Here is an 18,200-nt window from a genome sequence, read left to right on the forward strand (position 1 = left end):
TCGTAAACGATCGACGTAATGGTTTCGCCGTTGGTCGACGTAATGGCCTCGAAACATCGACGGGTCGATCGGCCACAGTTCACCGGCGGGCCGGCGTCCGCGCCGGTCAGGCCGACGGGTCGGCGTTGCGGCGCGGGCGCCAGACGACCAGCGCGGTGGAGGTCCGGTTGGTCGGCACCAGGTCACGCCGGGCGAAGCCGAGCGACTCCAGCTCCGCCATCCGCCGGTACGCGGCCTCCAGCTCCGCCTGCATCTGGGCCATCCGCTGCTGCAGCTCGTCGACGAACTGCTCCAAGGCGATGATCCGTTTGATGCCGGCCAGGTTGACGCCGTCCTCCTGGCTGAGCCGCTGCACCTCGCGGAGCAGCACCACGTCCCGGACGCTGTAGCGGCGCCCGCCACCGGGCGCCCGGCCGGGCTGGACCAGCCCCAGCCGGTCGTACTGGCGGAGCGTCTGCGGGTGCATGCCGGCCATCCGCGCCGCCACCGAGATCATCAGCACCTTGGCATCGGACGCCTGCTCGATGGAGACGACAAACTCCTCAGCCACCTCTGCCCACCTCCGCGCTCCTCGCCGGAAAACCGGTCAGTTAGAACGACGCAACCGCGCGTCGAGATGTTCCCGTCCCGCCTGCGGGGTCTGGGCGGCGAACGCCTCCAGCGCCTCGCGGGCCTCGGCCGACAACTTCTCCGGAACCACGATCTCGACGGTGACCAGCAGGTCACCCGCCTGGCCGTCCCGGCGGACCACACCCCGACCCCGGGCCCGCAGGGTACGGCCGCTCGGCGTACCCGGTGGCACCCGGAGCGTCACCGCACCGTCCATGGTGGGCACCCGCAGGTCCGTACCGAGAACCGCCTCGGCGATGGTGATCGGCACGGTCAGCGTCAGGTCGTCGCCGCTGCGGCCGAACAGGTCGTCGTCGCGGACCTTGACCAGCACGAACAGGTCACCTGCCGGACCGCCCCGCTCGCCCGGCTCACCGCGACCGGAGAGCCGGATCCGCTGCCCGTCCGAGACGCCGGCCGGGAACCGGACGTTGATGGTGCGCGACTTGGTCACCCCGCCGGTACCCCGGCACTCCGGGCACTTCTCGTCCACGATCGTGCCGACACCCTGACACTCCCGGCACGGCTCCGAGAAACTGAACGAGCCCTGGTTGCGGGTCACCAGGCCGGAGCCGTGACACTGCGGACAGGCTCGGGGCAGGGTGCCCGGTTTGGCGCCGTTGCCGGAACAGGTGTCGCAGACACCGGGTGAACGCACCGCCAGCGGCATGGTCACGCCCCGGATCGCCTCGTCGAAGCCGAGCACCACCTCGGCCTCGACGTCCCGACCCCGGGCCGGGCCACGCGACCGGGCCGGCCCGCCGCCACCCGAGAAGATCGAACTGAACAGGTCGGAGAAGCCGGCCCCACCGAACCGACGGTCGCCGGCCCCGGGCTGGCCCATGCCGCCGAACAGGTCCGAGACGTCGAACGGATAACCGCCCGGCTGCCCGCCCGCCCGGGCGTTGCGCCGGAACGCGCCCGAGCCGAACAGCGAGCGCATCTCGTCGTACTCCTTGCGCTTGCGCGGGTCGGAGAGCACGTCGTACGCCTCGGAGACGGCCTTGAACCGTTCCTCGGCCGGGGCGTCACCCGGATTCCGGTCGGGGTGCAACTCCCGGGCCAGTTTGCGGTAGGACTTCTTGACCTCGTCAGCGGAGGCGGACTTGTCCACCCCCAGTACGGCGTAGAAGTCCTTCTCCAGCCAGTCCTTCGAACTCATCGGTCGTCCACCCCCTCCCTCCTCGTCCGTCTCATGGTCGAGGGGGGGCCCCCCCCCCGCCCCCCCGCCCCCGCCGCGGGGGGGCCGCCCCCCCCCGCGCCGTAGTGGGGTGGGGGGCCCCCCCCGGCGGGGCCCCCCCCCCCGGCGGGGGGGCCCCCCCCCCACCACGGTCATTCAACCTGGGCGCGCGCCGGCTACTCCGGGTCGGCCACCGCGACCAGTGCCGCCCGGAGCACCTTGTCGCCGAACTCGTAGCCGCGACGCATCACGTCGACGCAGGTCGGCTCGGTCACCTCGGCCGAGGTGAGGTGCGCGACCGCCTCGTGCCGGTTCGGGTCGAACGGATCGCCCTTCTCGCCGAACGGGGTGAGGCCGAGTTTCGTCAACGTGCCGATCAGCTGCTCGGCCACCGTGCCGAACGGGCCGACCAGGTCCCCGTGCTCGCGAGCCCGGTCCAGGTCGTCGAGTACGGGCAACAGCGCGGTCAGCACCTTGCCGGTGGTCTCCTTCGCCGCCGCACCCCGGTCCCGTTCCACCCGCTTGCGGTAGTTGGCGTACTCCGCCGTCACCCGCTGCAGGTCCCGGGTCCGCTCGTCGAGTTCGGCCCGGAGCGCCCCCAGTTCGGCGCCGAGCGGAGCGGGCTGCCCGTCGCCCGGCCCGGTGGCACCGCTGACCGGCGCGGCCGGAGCGTCCACCACCGGCCCCTCGGTGCCGGACGGCTGCTCCGCCTCCAGCACCTCGGCGATCTCGGCGTCGTCGACCACCGCGGTGACCGGCTCGCCGTCGGTGTCCGGCTCGGCCGGGTCCGTGGCCGCCTCGGCCCGGTCGGTCTCTCCGGAACCCGTCCGGGTCCCGGTGTCCACCGAGTCCGGCACCTCCGGGCCGCCGTCCGGTGCCGTCGCGTCGTCCACCGCCACGGCGGCGTCCGTCGAACCGGTGTCGTCGACCTCACCAGTGGCGATGACCGGTTCCGCGTCCACGGCCGACGGTTCCGGGTCGGGATTCGGGTCCTTCCCGGCCGGCTTGGCGCCGTTGGTCGGGTCGGCGCCGGTCGAGCCCGTCCCGGCCCCCTCGGCGACACTGATCTTCCGCTTGTCCCGGATGACGATGCGCTCGTCGGCGGTACCGGCGGGCGCGGAGCCACCCGGCGCCGATCCGGTGGTCTCCGGACCGGCGGCTCGTGGCTTTTCCGTCATGCGACTACCTCGATCCGTCTTGCGTACGGCCAACGCGGGTGGGGAGCTGACGGGTCACTTCTTGTCGTCCTCGTCGACGATCTCCGCGTCCACCACGTCGTCGGCACCGCCCTTCGGGCCACCGGTCGCCCCGGTCGGCCCGGTGTCCCCGGCACCCGCACCCGGCGCCTGCTGCCCCTGCTCGGCCTGCTGCGCGTAGAGCAGCGAACCGGCCTGCTGCGAGACCTGGGCCAGCTTCTCGTGGGCCGACTTGACCTTCTCCAGGTCGGTGCCGCCGAGCGCCGCCCGCAGCTCACCCAGGGCCTCGTTGATCTGGTCCCGGGACTCGCCCGGCAGCTTGTCGCCGCTCTCCGCGAGGAACTTCTCGGTCTGCCACTGCAACTGCTCGGCCTGGTTGCGGGTCTCCGCCTCCTCGCGCCGCCGCTTGTCCTCGTCGGCGTGGTCCTGGGCGTCCCGCATCATCCGCTCGATGTCGTCCTTCGGCAGCGCCGAGCCGCCGGTGATCGTCATCGACTGCTCCTTGCCGGTGCCGAGGTCCTTCGCGTTGACGTGCACGATGCCGTTCGCGTCGATGTCGAAGGTGACCTCGATCTGCGGCACCCCGCGCGGCGCCGGCGGCAGCCCGGTCAGCTCGAACGTGCCGAGCTTCTTGTTGTACGCGGCGATGTCGCGCTCACCCTGGAAGACCTGGATCAGCACCGACGGCTGGTTGTCGTCGGCCGTGGTGAAGACCTCGGAGCGCTTCGTCGGGATGGTGGTGTTGCGCTCGATCAGCTTGGTGAAGATGCCGCCCTTGGTCTCGATGCCCAGGCTCAGCGGGGTCACGTCGAGCAGCAGGACGTCCTTGACCTCGCCCTTGAGCACACCGGCCTGCAGCGCGGCGCCGACCGCGACGACCTCGTCCGGGTTCACGCCCTTGTTGGGCTCCCGGCCGGTGAGCTGCTTGACCAGGTCGGAGACGGCCGGCATCCGGGTCGAGCCGCCGACCAGGATCACGTGGTCGACGTCGGAGACCTTGATCCCGGCGTCCTTGATCGCCTGCTCGAACGGGCCCTTGCAGCGGTCCAGCAGGTCCTGGGTCATCCGCTGGAACTCGGCCCGGGTCAGGGTCACGTCGAGGTGCAGCGGCGCGGAGGGGGTGCCGTCGGCGCCCGCCGGCCCGGCCGTGATGTACGGCAGGTTGATGCTCGTGGTGGTGGCGGCGGAAAGTTCGATCTTCGCCTTCTCGGCCGCCTCCCGGAGCCGCTGCATCGCCATCTTGTCCTGCGCCAGGTCGACGCCGTGCTGGCCGCGGAAGGTCTTGACCAGGTGGTCCATGATCCGCTGGTCCCAGTCGTCACCGCCGAGGTGGTTGTCACCGCTGGTCGACTTCACCTCGATGACGCCCTCGGCCAGCTCCAGCAGCGACACGTCGAAGGTGCCGCCACCGAGGTCGAAGACCAGGACGGTCTGCTCCTTGGAGCCCTTGTCCAGGCCGTACGCCAGCGCCGCCGCGGTCGGCTCGTTCACGATCCGCAGCACGTTGAAGCCGGCGATCTCCCCGGCCTCCTTGGTGGCCTGCCGCTGGGCGTCGTTGAAGTACGCCGGCACCGTGATCACCGCGTCGGTGATCCGCTCACCCAGGTACGCCTCGGCGTCCCGCTTGAGCTTCATCAGGGTCCGGGCGGAGATCTCCTGGGGGGTGTACTTCTTGCCGTCGATGTCGACGGACCAGTTGGTGCCGACCTCCCGCTTGACCGACCGGATGGTCCGGTCCGGGTTGGTCACCGCCTGACGCTTGGCGACCTCGCCGACGAGCACCTCGCCGTTTCGGGCGAACGCGACGATCGAAGGAGTCGTCCGCGAGCCCTCGGCGTTGGCGATGACGGTGGGCTCACCGCCCTCGAGAACGCTGACGCAGGAGTTCGTCGTGCCGAGGTCGATCCCGACCGCACGTGCCATCTTCGCTTCCTCGCTTCGTTACTCGGCAGGTGACGGGCACCGCCCGCGACGCACCCACCACAAGTTGAGTGGACCGGACTCAATAGTGCCACGATCGTCGGCAACATCAAAGTCAGACTTGAGTCACATCGACGCAACCGCCCGTCGGACCGTACGAGACGGGACGACCCGGCCCGACCGGGCATCGACCGGGGTCACCGCAGGGGCCCGGTACGTCGTACCCGGCGACCGGGGCCTCGGCGCTGATCCGTAAGCAACCGTGCCTGTTGTCTGTGTTGCAGGGATCGGGCAGTCTTTACCCGTGACGACCCATGGCGATCCGGCCACCGGCCTCGGCATGCCCACGGTCGGAACAGAACCATCCGACCGTGACGGCGGCCCCGGCCCGGTCGGAAACACCCCACCAGCCGCGGCTGACACCGTCCCGGCACCCTGGCAGCCGCCGCCCGACGCCGCCCCGGCACCGCCACCGGCCGACGCCGCCCCGGCACCCTGGCAACCGCCGCCCGGTGCCGCCGAGCCGCGAGCGGCCGCCACCGCTGACACCGCCGGCAGCGGTCCAGGGCACGCACCCGATCTGCGCCGGGCCCTGGTCGACCTGCGGGCCGCGATCAGCGCGACCGCGTACCCGTTGACCCTGCCCGGGGTGGACGAGGCCCGACGGGTCGGCACCGCGCTCGTCGGTCAACTCGACGACTATCTCCTGCCCCGACTCGCCCGGCTCGACGCGCCGCTGCTGGTCGTGGTCGGCGGCTCCACCGGTGCCGGCAAGTCGACACTGGTCAACAGCCTGGTCCAGGCCCGGGTCAGCGCGGTCGGCGTGCTCCGGCCGACCACCCGGTCACCGGTCCTGGTCTGCAGCCCGCTCGACTCGACCTGGTTCCGGCGGGGCGAACTGCTGCCCGGGCTGACCCGGACCAGCGAACCCACCGACCGGCCGGACGCCCTGCAACTGGTCGCCGCGCCCGCCCTCCCGGCCGGGCTGGCCTTCCTCGACGCGCCCGACATCGACTCGGTCGTCGACGCCAACCGCGCCCTCGCCACGCAGCTGCTCGCCGCCGCCGACCTGTGGCTCTTCGTCACGACCGCCGCCCGGTACGCCGACGCCGTCCCCTGGGAGCTGCTGCGTACGGCCCGGTTGCGTGGCACGGTGATCGCACTGGTCCTCGACCGGGTGCCGCCGGCGGCCACCACCGAGGTGAGCGAACACCTGACCGAGATGCTGGCCGCCAACGACCTGTCCAACGCACCACTGTTCGTCCTGCCGGAGGCCGTGGTCGACGGGCAGGGGCTGCTCCCCGGCCGGCTCACCGAGCCGCTGCGCGCCTGGTTCAGCCGACTCGCCGCCGACGCGGACGCCCGGTCGGCGGTGATCCGGCAGACCCTCGACGGCGCCATCGCCGCGCTCACACCCGCGGTCGGTGGCCTGGCGACCGCCGCCGACCAGCAGGTCCAGGCCGCCGAGGCGCTGGACGAACGGGTCCGGGCGGCGTACCGGAGCGCCCGGCGGTCCGTGGAACAGAGCCTGCGGGACGGCCGGCTGCTCCGTGGCGAGGTCCTGGCCCGCTGGCAGGAGTTCGTCGGCACCGGCGAGTTGTTCCGCAGCCTGGAGGCGCGGATCGGTCGACTCCGGGACCGGCTCGTCGCGGCGGCGACCGGGCGGCCCGCGCCGAACGCCCAACTGCAGACCGCGATCGAATCCCAACTCGTCACCCTGCTCCGGGAGGCGGCGGCCGCCGCCGCCGAACAGAGCCACACCGCCTGGCAGGCGCATCCGGCCGGCGACGCCCTGCTCACCTCCGACCTGGCCAGACCCGGTGCCGACCTGCCCGAACGGGCGGAACGCCTGGTCCGCGACTGGCAGCGCGGCGTACTGGAACTGGTCCGCGCCCAGGGCGGCGACAAGCGGTTCGTGGCCCGCAGTGCGGCGTACGCGGTCAATGCCACCGGGCTCGCCGTCATGATCGCGGTGTTCGCCTCCACGGCGTTCATCCCGACCGGGCTGGAGGTGGCGGCCGCCGGGGGCACCACCGTGGCCGCCCAGAAGGTCCTCGAGGCGATCTTCGGCGACCAGGCGATCCGCAGCCTCGCCACCCGTGCCCGGGCCCGACTGCTGGACCTGGTCGACCAGCTCCTGCAGGAGGAGGCGGCACGGTACCTCGCCCGGACCGCGGCGGTCGGGGTCGACGCCGGGCCGGGTGAGCGGCTCCGCGTGGCGGCCGCGTCCGTCGACGCCGCCCGTACCCGGACCGCGTTGACCACCGACGGCGTCCCGCCGACCGACCGGCACGGCGCGGAGGCGGACCGATGACCGACATCCTCGGCAGGGTCCGCGACACGCTCCGGCCCGACCAGCGGGCCGACCCGGACCGGCTGTTCGAACGACTGGACGCGGTGCACCGGTTCGTCCGGGCCGTCGACGGCCACCTTCCCGACGACCGACTGGTACCGGCGCACACCCTGATCGAACGTGCCGGCGCCCGACTCGCCCTCTCCCCGAACCACACCGTGGTCGCGCTCGCCGGTGCCACCGGCAGCGGCAAGTCCAGCCTGTTCAACTCGCTGGCCCGGTTCGAGATGTCGCCGGTCGGCGTCCGACGCCCGACGACCGGGGTCACCCACGCCTGCGTGTGGGGTCAGTTGGAGGGCGCGACCCAACTGCTCGACTGGGTCGGCGTACTGCCCCGGCACCGGTTCGTCCGGGAAAGCGCGCTGGACGGCGCCGACGAGGCGGCCCTGCACGGACTGATCCTGCTCGACCTGCCCGACTTCGACTCGGTCGACCGCTCCCACCGGACGGAGGTCGACCGGCTGCTCGGCCTGGTCGACCTGGTCGTCTGGGTGGTCGACCCGCAGAAGTACGCCGACCGGGTGCTGCACCGCAGCTACCTGCGGGAGTTCCACCGGCACCGGGACGTCACCGTGGTGGCGCTCAACCAGGCGGACCGGCTGCCGTCGGCCGAGGTGCCCCGGGTCGTGGCCGACCTGCGCCGACTGCTCGACGCCGATGATCTCGCCGGCGTCCCGGTACTCGCCACCTCGGCGCTCACCGACGCCGGTACGGCACCGCTGCGCGGCACCCTGGAGCAGACGGTCGCCGAACGACAAGCGGCGCTGCGCCGGCTCTCCGGCGACGTGGACGCCGTGGTCGAGGGACTCACCGGACTAATCGGCGCGGCGCCCGCCGAGGAGGACGTCGACCGGCCGACGATGCGCCGGCTGATCGACGCGCTCGCCGGCGCGGCCGGGGTGCCGGCGGTGGCCGAGGCGACCGAGCAGGCGTACCGGCACCGGGCGGTCGCGGCGACCGGCTGGCCGCTGGCCCGTGGCTGGCGCCGACTGCGGCCGGACCCGCTGCGTCGGCTGCACCTCGCCGGGGTCGGCGGCGACGACCGGTCGCCGGACGGCGACCGGGACGACCCGGCCCCGGTGCCGGCGACATCGGTGCCGGAGCCGACCGCGGCACAGCTCGCGGCGGTCGGGCTGGCCGTCCGGACGGTCGCCGAACGCGCCGGCGCGGCGCTGCCGACCCCCTGGTCGACGGCGGTGACCGCGGCGGCCCGGTCCCGGCTCGCGGACCTGCCGGACGCGCTGGACCGGGCGGTCGCCACCACCGACCTCGGGCTGCCCCGCGAACCCGTCTGGTGGCGGGTGGTCAACGCGATCCAGTGGCTGGTCACCGTCACCGCCGCGGTCGGACTCGGTTGGCTGCTCCTCGGCTACGCGGTACGTGCCCTCGGCTTCCCGCCACTGGAATACCCGACGGTCGGCGTGGCCCCGCTCCCGAGTCTGCTGCTGCTCGGCGGACTGCTGCTCGGAGTGGCGCTGACGCTGCTGACCAGGCCCGTGGTCCGCTGGGCCGCCCGGCGGGCGCGGTGGCGGGCGGAGGGGCGGATGCACGACGCGGTGGCCGAGACCGCCCAGGGGTACGTCATCGTGCCGGTCCGCGCGGTGCTCCGGGCGTACTCCGAGGCCCGGTCCGCGCTGGCGGTCGCCGCCGGCCCCCGCTGACCGACCGGTACGCCTCCTTCCACCCGGCCCGGCGATCTGACCAGCGCCGATCCGCTGACCGACCGGCCGCCCCGCTGCCCGGGGTGTTCCTTCCCGGCGCGCTGCTGGTGCTGGCGGGCCGTCGTCGGGCGTAGGGTCGAACCATGGCTTCGCCTCAGAACCCCTTTGACGCCGTACTGCACGCCGCGCGTGACGTGGCGAAGCTCGACTGCGCCCTCGACGCGGAGATGCTCGGTGCGGCACTTTTGGGCAGTGTCTACGCCATCGCGGACGAGGACCGCAGCAGCGTGGTGCGTACCTTCGTCGGCGATTTCCTCTCCGCGACCGCCCGACGCCGTACCGCCGCCGCGACCACCATCCGGACCGTCTTCGCCTCCCTGGTGCCGGACGCCGACGGCGCCGCCGGGGTCAAGCCCGGCACCCAGGCGCCGTCCTGGTCCGGCCAGCTCGGCAAGGTACGACTGACCGGCAGCTACGCCTACGGCGACGTGTACGGCGACCAGACCTCCTACCTCGCCACCTTCGCCTACGACGACAGCACCTCGGGCGGGCCGGAGCACGCGGTGGTGGCCCTGGTCGACCACAACATCGGGATCACCAAGGACGTTTTTGTCGGCGGGCCGGCCGAGCGGATCCTGGAGCAGGTCCGGCAGATGTGCGCCGACGACGCGCTGACCTGGTTCCGCGAGGAGGACCCGTCCCGGCTGCGCCGCGAGGTCGCCCGGCACCTGGACATCACCGACGAGTTGGAGGCCCTGCCCCAGGAGGGCTCGCTCGCCACCGACCGGGCACTGGTCAGTGCCCGGCTGGCCCTGCTGCCGACCCCCGCCCCGTTCGACGGGACCATCGAACCCGACCCGCTCTCCGCCGCCGACCGCGACCGGCTGGTCCGCGCCTTCCTCGACTCCCCGGAGGCGGTCCGGCTCGGACTGGACCGGCTGCCCGAGGCGGACCTCGCCTCCCTGCACTTCTGCCTCAGCCTGGTGCTGGACCATTCGGAGTCCTTCCCGGACCCGGATCCGATGCGCTGGAGTCCGGCGGTGGCCGGTCTCTTCCTGCTCGACTGGGTGCACCGCCGGGCCGTGCTGGACATGGACGACGCGGCGCTGCTGCCCCGGGTGGTCCGGGGCTGGGCCGGGTACGCGGCCCGACTCCGGGGCCTGCCGGCGGAGGCGGTCAGCCAGACCGACGAGGCGATCGAGGAGATGGTGCCGGAGTTCGTCCGGCTCTACACCACCGGTGAGCGGCGGAGCCCGGCGACGGCGGCGGTGGCGCAGCTCATCGCCGACGGGGTGGACCCGAACGACCCGGAGGCGCTGGACGCCTGGATCGAGGCGAACCGGCAGCGGCTCGACGACGACAACCCCGCGTAGCGGGAAGTCCACGGCGGCACTGCCGCTGGCGGTGCGACCCGCCGCAGGAGCAGCATGCGGTGCGGGTCGGCCCTGTCCGGCAGCGACGGGACACCTGAACGGGAACGGGGGGCGGCGCGAGAGTCGCGCCGCCCCCGTCGGATCTCCGCCGGGTCAGATCGCCACGTCGTGGTCGTCGTGCAGGCCACCACCGCCGCCGGCCGGCGCGGTGGTGCCCTCGGCCGGCCCGGTGGTCGGGGCGGTCAGGCCACGGGTGTCGAAGGCGTACGTGATGATGGCGTGCGCGATCGCGTCCGACATCTCGTCGATCGCCTTGACGCTGACGTTGTTGATGTCGTCGCAGCGCTGGTGGTAGCAGGGGTCGTACGGCTGCCCCGCCGTACCGCCGTAGACGGCGGCCTCCTCGGCCGTCTTGATCAGCTCCGCTCCGGTGAAGAGCCCGCCCGACGGGATGTCGACGCCGGCCGCGATGAACGGTCCGTAGTCGCTGCGGCCGGAGAACGGCGTCTCGGCCGAGTCGAGCCGCTGCGACGCGAAGTAGTCGTGGAACAACTCCTCGATCGCACCGGAGCCGGGCGGTCCGGCCGCGGAGCCGGTGCCGGGCGGGAACGCCGAGTTGTCACCGTCGTAGACGAAGCGTACGTAGTTCGGCGAACCGACCATGTCGAAGTTCAGGTACAGCGCGATCCGGTCCTGCTCCGCCTCGGAGAGGTTGGCCACGTAGTGCGTCGAGCCGACGAGGTTCGCCTCCTCGGCGCCCCAGAGCGCGAACCGGACCCGGTTCTTCGTCGGTATCCAGCTCATCTTCTCGGCGATCTCCAACAGGGCGGCGCTGCCGCTGCCGTTGTCGTTGATCCCCGGCCCCTCGGGCACCGAGTCGAGGTGCGCACCGGCCATCACCACGTTGTTCGGGTTGCCCCAGCGCGACTCGGCGAAGATGTTCTCGGTGCTGGCCATGCCCCGGTAGGTGTCGGTGAAGACCCGCAGGGTGAGGCCACCGGCGACCTGGCCGACGAGTTCCTGGCCCAGCGCCTGGCTGACGCCCACGGCCGCGAAGTCCAGGGTGTACGTGTTGCCCAGTGTCCCGGAGAGGTCCCCGCTGACGTTGTTGTAGATGACGGCGGCGGCCGCCCCGGCCTGCGCCGCGTTGGTCGCCTTCTGTCCGAAGGGGCAGGTGCCCCGGCTCAGCAGGACGATCGTGCCGGCATTCGCCGGGCCGAAGTCACTGGCGGCGCAGCCCTGGGCGTCGCCGGTCGGCACGCTCGCCGGTGCGGTGACGTCCGCGCTGCCGGTGTAGCTCATGATCCGGTGTGGCAGGTCGCCGGCCGGGGCCGAGACGCGCTGCAACTCGGACGGGGTGTTGATCAGGAAGGTCTGGAAGTCGAACTGCTGCCGGGTCACCCGGTAGCCGGCCTTCCGGAAGACCTTCTCCGCGTAGTCGACCGACCTGTCGTAACCCGGCGCGCCCGAGGCGCGGTTGCCCCCGTTGCGGTCCGCGATCTTCTGCAACTCCTTGACGTGTTTCATCACGCCCTTGGCCGTGACCGCCTTGCGCAACGCCCAGGAGCCGAGGCTTCCCAGGCCGCCGGCCTGGGCGGGCGCGGGTGCCGCCACCACCACGAGTGCTGTCACGAGGCCGGTGGCCAACAGGCCCCGACTCCACCTACCGCTGGTTCGACCCACGCTGCCTCCTGCCAGATCGCCGGGGTACCCGGTCCTATCGAGGGAGGTCAGCATAGCCACGCGTCACTGGACGGTGAATAGACCGCAGGAGTGTGCTTACTGGACGGTAGGACGGGATTTCCGGTGCGGTCGGACTCGGGTGGGCCGGTCATGGCGGCGGCGCCGACCGTACCGGCCGGCGCCGCCGAAGGCCGTCGTTGCCGGTCGACGACCCGATCCGAGTGGCGGAGCCGATACGGTCCGTTTCTCGTCCCCTTGACGATAACCGTCGTGGTAGCTTCTCGTCAAGGTGGTGATAAATGCGATGACCAAGTACCCGCCGTTTGCGGTCGCCGTCGACCTGGTGGTCCTCACCGTGCGGGAGGACGAGTTGTCCGTGCTGCTGGTACGCCGGGGTGTGCCGCCGTACCAGGACCGCTGGGCGCTACCGGGCGGGTTCGTCGGCTTCGACGAGGATCTGCCGGACGCCGCCGCCCGGGAACTGACCGAGGAGACCGGCGTTCCCGAGCCGGTCGGCCACCTCGAACAGCTCGGCACGTACGGCGAACCGAAGCGTGACCCACGTGGCCGGGTGGTGGCGGTGGCGTACCTGGCCCTGCTCCCCGACCTGCCGGTGCCGGTGGCCGGGACCGACGCGGCGGCCGCGGACTGGTTCCCGGTGTCCCGGGTCGCCGACGTCGGGCTCGCCTTCGACCACGGCGTGATCCTTGACGACGGGCTGGAACGGGCCCGCGCCAAACTCGAGTACACCCCGTTGGCCACCGCCTTCTGCCCGCCGGAGTTCACCATCGCCCGGCTGCGCGCCGTCTACGAGACGGTCTGGGGGACCCGGCTGGACCCCCGCAACTTCCACCGCAAGGTCACCAGCACGCCGGGCTTCGTGGAGTCGGTCGGCCGGGTCACCGAGGGCGACCGGGGACGACCGGCCCAGCTCTACCGACGCGGCACCGCGGAACTGCTGCACCCGCCGATGCTCCGCCCGTCCACCACCGACGGCTGACCGTCCACGTCGACGTACCGGACAGCGGTCGACGAAACCGGTGGCGACGATCCAACGACGCTCTCCCGGACCGACTCAGGGCCGGCCGTTGCGCTGCCGCCCAGCGCCGGCGACGGCCGGTGGCCGAGCCGGCGACCGTGACCGGATGACGGTCCCCGGACCGACTCAGGGCCGGGACGCGCCCGGTCCCGGCGACGGCCGGTGGGTCGACCCGACCGGCTCCGGCTCCGGCGACGAGGACGGCTCCGGATCGGCCGACGGGGACGGCGTCGCCGACAGGCTCGGGGACGGCTCGGCGGTCGGCTCCGACGACGGGTCGGTGGTCGGGTCGGGAGAGGGGTCGACCGGGCCGCTGGGCCGGGGCGAGGTGGTCGGCGGCGGCCCGGACGACGGCGAGGGACCCGGCGACGGTGACGGATCCGGCCCCTGCGACGGGTCGGTCGGGCCGGGGGTCGGTGACGGCGATGCCGGAGTGGGCGGGGGCGGGCCTCCCGGCGAGGGGGCACCGGTCTGTGGGGCGGGATGCGGAGCACCGGGAACCGACGGAAGGCCGGGGACCGGACCGGGCGGATTTCCGGCGACCGGACCAGGGCGGCCGGCCGGCGATCCGGTGGGATCGAGCAGCCGTCGCCAGCCCGACGGGCCGACGCCGTTGCCCGTACCGGTCGATCCCGGGCCGTGGCCGGGCGGAGTCGGCAGCGGTACGACCTGCCCACCGGCAGGCGGCGGAATGAACGGAACGCTGCCGGACGGCGGCAGGCCGTCGTTGACCGTCGCCGAACCGCTGCCGATGGCCGCGAGAATCGGCAGTGACGAGGTCCCGGCCAGCAACGCGACCGTGAACAGGTAACGCCGGGTCGGGCCGGCGAGCCCCTCGGCCCGGTGCACGCCGGTCACCCGGCGGTAGCCCACGTGCGCGCCACCGGACCGGCGATGCCGGGCCAGCAGCATCGGAGTTGGATCGTCGTGGCCGTGCTTGGGCACCGGGGCACTCCTCGTCGTCGCTGTCCGGCCAGTACGAGGCCGGGTCGTCCAACCACCATTGAGCAGGGAAAACTTGCCCTGCTTCCGGCGGTGTCCGCCGATCCCAGCTAAACGCAGTAACGGAGCGTTGGCCAGCGTCACGGAGCGTGTCAGGGCTTGGGTTTCGACAAAATCGATCGCCGTACCGGAGCAAATCACCGCATGTACGGCGAAGCCGGCAGCCATTCAAGATCCGCCAGAGGCCGACCTGTAACTATCCTGACCTGCTCTGCGAATATGGACCCGACGGCAACGCGGCCTCGACCTTCGCGCACCCTGTGATCGGCAGGACGCGGCGCCGACGCTCGGTGGACCAGGCTCGGCCAGAATCTGGTCCACGCCGCGTGGCAGCCCCTACCGGGGTCAGGCGCGGCAGCCACCCCCGGTCCGGCAACAGCCGGACGGGCGCACGAGCTGCGCGGTCGGGACACCCCCGGTGCCGACGCACGAACGACAGGGAGATAGGGATGGCGAAGAGCGATCCTCCGGGCACGGCCCGCGGCAGACGGGCCACATCCCGGGCTGCGAAGCCTGCCGGGAAAACCCCAGCCAATGGGGACCTCGTGCAGCTGCTCACCCCGGACGGCGACCGGATCGACAAGGTCACCTGGATCGACGGTACGGAGTACAGCGTCGACTTCACCGACGCCGAGTACCGCGACCTCTACCGGGACCTGGTCCTGGTCCGACGGCTCGACGCCGAGGCGACCGCACTCCAGCGACAGGGCGAACTCGGCATCTGGGCGAGTCTGCTCGGCCAGGAGGCGGCCCAGGTCGGCTCCGGCCGGGCCCTGCGGCCGCAGGACATGGCCTTCCCGACGTACCGGGAGCATGGCGTGCTCTACTGCCGGGGCATCGACCCGATCATGCCGCTGGGGCTGTTCCGTGGCGTCGACCTCGGCGGCTGGGACCCCAACGAGTTCAAGTTCAACATGTACACGATCGTCATCGGCGCCCAGACGCTGCACGCCACCGGCTACGCGATGGGCGTGACCATGGACGGCAAGACCGGCACCGACGACGGCGAGGCGGTGATCGCGTACTTCGGCGACGGCGCCTCCGCGCAGGGCGACGTGAACGAGGCGTTCATCTGGTCCGCCGTCTTCAACTCCCCGATCGTCTTCTTCTGTCAGAACAACCAGTACGCCATCTCCGAACCCCTGGAGCGGCAGACCCGGATCCCGCTCTACCAGCGGGCCGCCGGCTTCGGCTTCCCCGGCGTACGGGTCGACGGCAACGACGTGCTCGCCACGTACGCGGTGACCCGGGCCGCGCTGGACAGCGCCCGGCACGGTCAGGGCCCCACCCTGATCGAGGCGTACACCTACCGGATGGGCGCGCACACCACCACCGACGACCCGACCCGTTACCGGATCGCCAGCGAGGTGGAGGCGTGGCAGGCCAAGGACCCGATCGCCCGGGTCAAGGCGTTCCTCAGCAAGCAGGGCATCGCCGACGACAGCTTCCTCGCCGAGGTCGAGGAGCAGGCGAAGCAGGAGGCGCTGCGACTGCGTGAGCGGGTGCTGGAGATGCCCGACCCGCAACCGCTGACCCTGTTCGACAACGTCTATCCGCACGGCTCTCCCGAGGTGGACGCCCAGCGGGAGTTCATGAGCCGGTACCTGGACTCGTTCGAGGGGAGCGTGCACTGATGGCCACCGAGACCCTCACCATCGGCAAGGCGATCAACCGCGGACTGCGGCGCGCCCTGGAGCACGACTCCAAGGTCATCATCATGGGCGAGGACGTCGGCAAGCTCGGCGGCGTCTTCCGGATCACCGACGGCCTGCAGAAGGACTTCGGCGAGAACCGGGTGATGGACACCCCGCTCGCCGAGTCCGGCATCATCGGCACCGCCGTCGGCCTCTCCATCCGTGGTTACCGGCCGATCTGCGAAATCCAGTTCGACGGCTTCGTCTACCCGGCGTACGACCAGATCGTGTCCCAGGTGGCGAAGATGCACTTCCGCTCGCAGGGCAAGGTCAAGGTGCCGATGGTCATCCGGATCCCGTTCGGGGGCGGCATCGGCGCGGTCGAGCACCACTCGGAGTCGCCGGAGGCGTACTTCGCGCACACCGCCGGCCTGAAGGTGGTCGCCTGCTCGTCGCCGCAGGACGCGTACACCATGATCCAGCAGGCGGTCGCCTCCGACGACCCGATCGTCTTCCTGGAGCCGAAGCGCCGCTACCACGAGAAGGGCCAGGTCGACCTCGACGCACCGCTGTCCGAGGCGTACCCGCTGCACTCCGCCCGGGTGGTCCGGCCCGGCCGGGACGCCACGCTGCTGGCGTACGGGCCGATGGTGCGGGTCGCCCTGGAGGCGGCCACCGCCGCCGAGGAGGACGGGCGCGACCTCGAGGTGATCGACCTGCGTACCCTCTCCCCGCTGGACCTGAGCTCGGCGTACGAGTCGGTGCGGCGTACCGGGCGGTGCGTGGTGATCCACGAGGCGCCCGGCAACCTGGGTCTCGGTTCCGAGATCGCCGCCCGGATCACCGAGGACTGCTTCTACTCCCTGGAGTCGCCGGTCCTGCGGGTCACCGGCTTCGACACCCCCTATCCGGCCGCCCGGCTGGAGGAGGAGTACCTGCCCAACCTCGACCGGGTACTCGAGGCCGTCGACCGCAGTTTCGGGTGGTGACGCCGATGTCCCGGGTACGCGAGTTCCCCCTGCCGGACCTGGCCGAAGGGCTGACCGAGGGCGAGATCATCAAGTGGCTGGTCCAGGTCGGCGACATCGTCGAGCTGAACCAGCCGGTCGTCGAGGTGGAGACCGCCAAGGCGGCGGTGGAGATCCCGGCGAAGTGGGCCGGCCGGATCACCGCCCTCTTCCACGAGGAGGGCACGGTGGTCGACGTCGGTACCCCGATCTTCGCGGTGGACACCGACCCGGGCGCCGGTGACCTGCCGGAGCCGTCGGCGGCCTCGCTGGCCGCGGTCGAGATCGCGCCGGAGGAGGGCGCGGTCGAGCCCGGCCTGATCGGTGGCCCGGCGCCGGGCGGCCGGACGGCGGTGCTGGTCGGCTACGGCCCGAAGACCGGCGCCGCCAAGCGCCGGCCGCGCAAGGGCGCCCCGGTGGCGAACGGCGCGCCGGTGGTCAGCCGGCCCGCCGCCGCCACCCCGGCCCCCGCGCCGGTGCCGGCCCAGCCGTCGGCGCCGGCCCGGCCCGCCCCGCTGGCGACGCCGGCGGCCACCGCCCCGGCTCCGGCCGGGGTCGGCGACGCCCTGGTGCTGGCGAAACCGCCGGTACGCAAGCTCGCCAAGGATCTCGGCGTGGACCTGCGTACCGTCACCGGGACCGGGCCGCTCGGTTCGATCACCCGGGACGACGTACACCAGGCGGTGGCCGGGGCGGCGACGGCGGCCGAGCCGGCGACCGGAACGGTGACCGCGACGGCGCCGGCCTTCGGACCGGACCGCGAGCAGCGGATCCCGGTCAAGGGCGTCCGGAAGCTGACCGCGCAGAACATGGTCAACTCGGCGTTCACCGCGCCGCACGTGACCGAGTTCCTGACGATCGACATGACCCGCTCGATGAAGGCGCTGGACCGGCTGCGTGAGCGGCGGGAGTGGCGGGACGTCCGGGTCTCGCCGCTGCTGCTGGTCGCGAAGGCGGTGCTGCTGGCGGTCCGTCGGCACCCGATGGTCAACTCGACCTGGACCGGCGACGAGATCGTGGTCAAGGAGTACGTCAACCTCGGCATCGCGGCGGCCACCGAGCGTGGCCTGATCGTGCCGAACATCAAGGACGCCGGTCGACTCACCCTGCGTGAGCTGGCCGACGCGATGACCGGGCTGGTGCAGACGGCGAAGGCGGGTCGGACCGCCCCGACGGACATGTCGGGCGGAACGTTCACCATCACCAACGTCGGCGTCTTCGGTGTCGACACCGGTACGCCGATCCTGCCACCGGGCGAGTCGGCGATCCTGGCGTTCGGCGCCGTACGGGAGATGCCCTGGGTGCACAAGGGCAAGGTGAAGGTCCGCCAGGTGACCACCCTGGGCCTCTCCTTCGACCACCGGATCATCGACGGCGAGCTGGGGTCGCGGTTCCTGCGTGACGTGGGCGACTTCCTCACCGATCCGGAGGCGGCCCTGCTCGGCTGGACCTGACGTACCGTTCCGTCGCCGCGACGCGGCGTGGGCACCGGACAGTCGGTGTGCCTCGGGTGACCGCCGGGCACACCAGCTGTTTCCATTAG

General features: G+C 72.3%; 13 protein-coding genes. 7 read left to right on the forward strand and 6 right to left on the reverse strand.

The window, feature by feature from the left end:
* Positions 1-106: 106 nt before the first annotated feature.
* The 4 genes from V1633_RS07385 to dnaK form a co-directional block, all read right to left on the reverse strand.
* The gene (locus V1633_RS07385) at positions 107-550 is read right to left on the reverse strand and encodes a heat shock protein transcriptional repressor HspR (RefSeq protein WP_331213434.1); all 444 of its coding nucleotides are present in this window, start codon (positions 548-550) and stop codon (positions 107-109) included.
* Positions 551-586: 36 nt separating this feature from the next.
* A complete protein-coding gene (gene dnaJ / locus V1633_RS07390) occupies positions 587-1,771 on the reverse strand; it encodes a molecular chaperone DnaJ (RefSeq protein WP_331213435.1) in 1,185 nt (394 codons plus the stop codon).
* A 194-nt stretch (positions 1,772-1,965) separates the two neighbouring features.
* On the reverse strand, positions 1,966-2,967 hold the full coding sequence (gene grpE / locus V1633_RS07395) for a nucleotide exchange factor GrpE (RefSeq protein WP_331213436.1): 1,002 nt from the start codon (positions 2,965-2,967) through the stop codon (positions 1,966-1,968).
* 54 nt (positions 2,968-3,021) lie between these two features.
* Positions 3,022-4,908, reverse strand: coding sequence for a molecular chaperone DnaK (gene dnaK / locus V1633_RS07400; protein WP_331213437.1), 1,887 nt, complete (start codon positions 4,906-4,908; stop codon positions 3,022-3,024).
* Positions 4,909-5,209: 301 nt separating this feature from the next.
* Here dnaK and V1633_RS07405 point away from each other — a divergent pair, with 301 nt between their 5' ends.
* The 3 genes from V1633_RS07405 to V1633_RS07415 all read left to right on the forward strand — a co-directional run bounded on the left by V1633_RS07405 (position 5,210) and on the right by V1633_RS07415 (position 10,292).
* Positions 5,210-7,219, forward strand: a complete 2,010-nt coding sequence (locus V1633_RS07405) for an ABC transporter (protein WP_331213438.1) — start codon at positions 5,210-5,212, stop codon at positions 7,217-7,219.
* A complete protein-coding gene (locus V1633_RS07410; RefSeq protein ID WP_331213439.1) occupies positions 7,216-8,919 on the forward strand; it encodes a GTPase in 1,704 nt (567 codons plus the stop codon). Before V1633_RS07405 ends, V1633_RS07410 begins: the two co-directional genes overlap by 4 nt.
* 143 nt (positions 8,920-9,062) lie before the next feature.
* Positions 9,063-10,292: a hypothetical protein gene (locus V1633_RS07415; protein ID WP_331213440.1), complete on the forward strand. Its 1,230-nt coding sequence runs from the start codon at positions 9,063-9,065 to the stop codon at positions 10,290-10,292.
* A gap of 153 nt (positions 10,293-10,445) precedes the next feature.
* On the opposite strand, the gene V1633_RS07420 is transcribed toward V1633_RS07415, so the two are convergent.
* Positions 10,446-11,975: a M28 family metallopeptidase gene (locus V1633_RS07420; protein ID WP_331213441.1), complete on the reverse strand. Its 1,530-nt coding sequence runs from the start codon at positions 11,973-11,975 to the stop codon at positions 10,446-10,448.
* Between the two features lie 304 nt (positions 11,976-12,279).
* On the opposite strand from V1633_RS07420, the gene V1633_RS07425 reads away from it, so the two are divergent.
* Entirely contained in the window at positions 12,280-12,975 is a 696-nt protein-coding gene (locus tag V1633_RS07425) for an NUDIX hydrolase (RefSeq protein WP_331213442.1), read from the forward strand.
* 165 nt (positions 12,976-13,140) lie between these two features.
* Here the strand turns inward: V1633_RS07425 and V1633_RS07430 are convergent, their stop codons facing one another.
* Entirely contained in the window at positions 13,141-13,959 is an 819-nt protein-coding gene (locus V1633_RS07430; protein WP_331213443.1) for a hypothetical protein, read from the reverse strand.
* A gap of 506 nt (positions 13,960-14,465) precedes the next feature.
* On the opposite strand from V1633_RS07430, the gene pdhA reads away from it, so the two are divergent.
* Genes pdhA through V1633_RS07445 form a run of 3 tightly spaced genes read left to right on the forward strand, consistent with a single transcriptional unit; the run spans position 14,466 to position 18,111 of the window.
* A complete protein-coding gene (gene pdhA / locus V1633_RS07435) occupies positions 14,466-15,650 on the forward strand; it encodes a pyruvate dehydrogenase (acetyl-transferring) E1 component subunit alpha (RefSeq protein WP_331213444.1) in 1,185 nt (394 codons plus the stop codon).
* Positions 15,650-16,639, forward strand: coding sequence for an alpha-ketoacid dehydrogenase subunit beta (locus tag V1633_RS07440; RefSeq protein WP_331213445.1), 990 nt, complete (start codon positions 15,650-15,652; stop codon positions 16,637-16,639). Before pdhA ends, V1633_RS07440 begins: the two co-directional genes overlap by 1 nt.
* 5 nt (positions 16,640-16,644) lie before the next feature.
* The gene (locus V1633_RS07445; protein ID WP_331213447.1) at positions 16,645-18,111 is read left to right on the forward strand and encodes a dihydrolipoamide acetyltransferase family protein; all 1,467 of its coding nucleotides are present in this window, start codon (positions 16,645-16,647) and stop codon (positions 18,109-18,111) included.
* Positions 18,112-18,200: the final 89 nt, after the last annotated feature.

Origin of the sequence: Plantactinospora sonchi, from assembly GCF_036422035.1 — a bacterium.
Classification (GTDB): domain Bacteria; phylum Actinomycetota; class Actinomycetes; order Mycobacteriales; family Micromonosporaceae; genus Plantactinospora; species Plantactinospora sonchi.

Coding starts and splice junctions, on each gene's coding strand:
- pdhA (WP_331213444.1), top strand. CDS start 14,466: ATGGCGAAGAGCGATCCTCCGGGCACGGCCCGCGGCAGACGGGCCACA.
- grpE (WP_331213436.1), bottom strand. CDS start 2,967: ATGACGGAAAAGCCACGAGCCGCCGGTCCGGAGACCACCGGATCGGCG.
- dnaK (WP_331213437.1), bottom strand. CDS start 4,908: ATGGCACGTGCGGTCGGGATCGACCTCGGCACGACGAACTCCTGCGTC.
- V1633_RS07425 (WP_331213442.1), top strand. CDS start 12,280: ATGACCAAGTACCCGCCGTTTGCGGTCGCCGTCGACCTGGTGGTCCTC.
- V1633_RS07440 (WP_331213445.1), top strand. CDS start 15,650: ATGGCCACCGAGACCCTCACCATCGGCAAGGCGATCAACCGCGGACTG.
- V1633_RS07410 (WP_331213439.1), top strand. CDS start 7,216: ATGACCGACATCCTCGGCAGGGTCCGCGACACGCTCCGGCCCGACCAG.
- V1633_RS07415 (WP_331213440.1), top strand. CDS start 9,063: ATGGCTTCGCCTCAGAACCCCTTTGACGCCGTACTGCACGCCGCGCGT.
- V1633_RS07445 (WP_331213447.1), top strand. CDS start 16,645: ATGTCCCGGGTACGCGAGTTCCCCCTGCCGGACCTGGCCGAAGGGCTG.
- dnaJ (WP_331213435.1), bottom strand. CDS start 1,771: ATGAGTTCGAAGGACTGGCTGGAGAAGGACTTCTACGCCGTACTGGGG.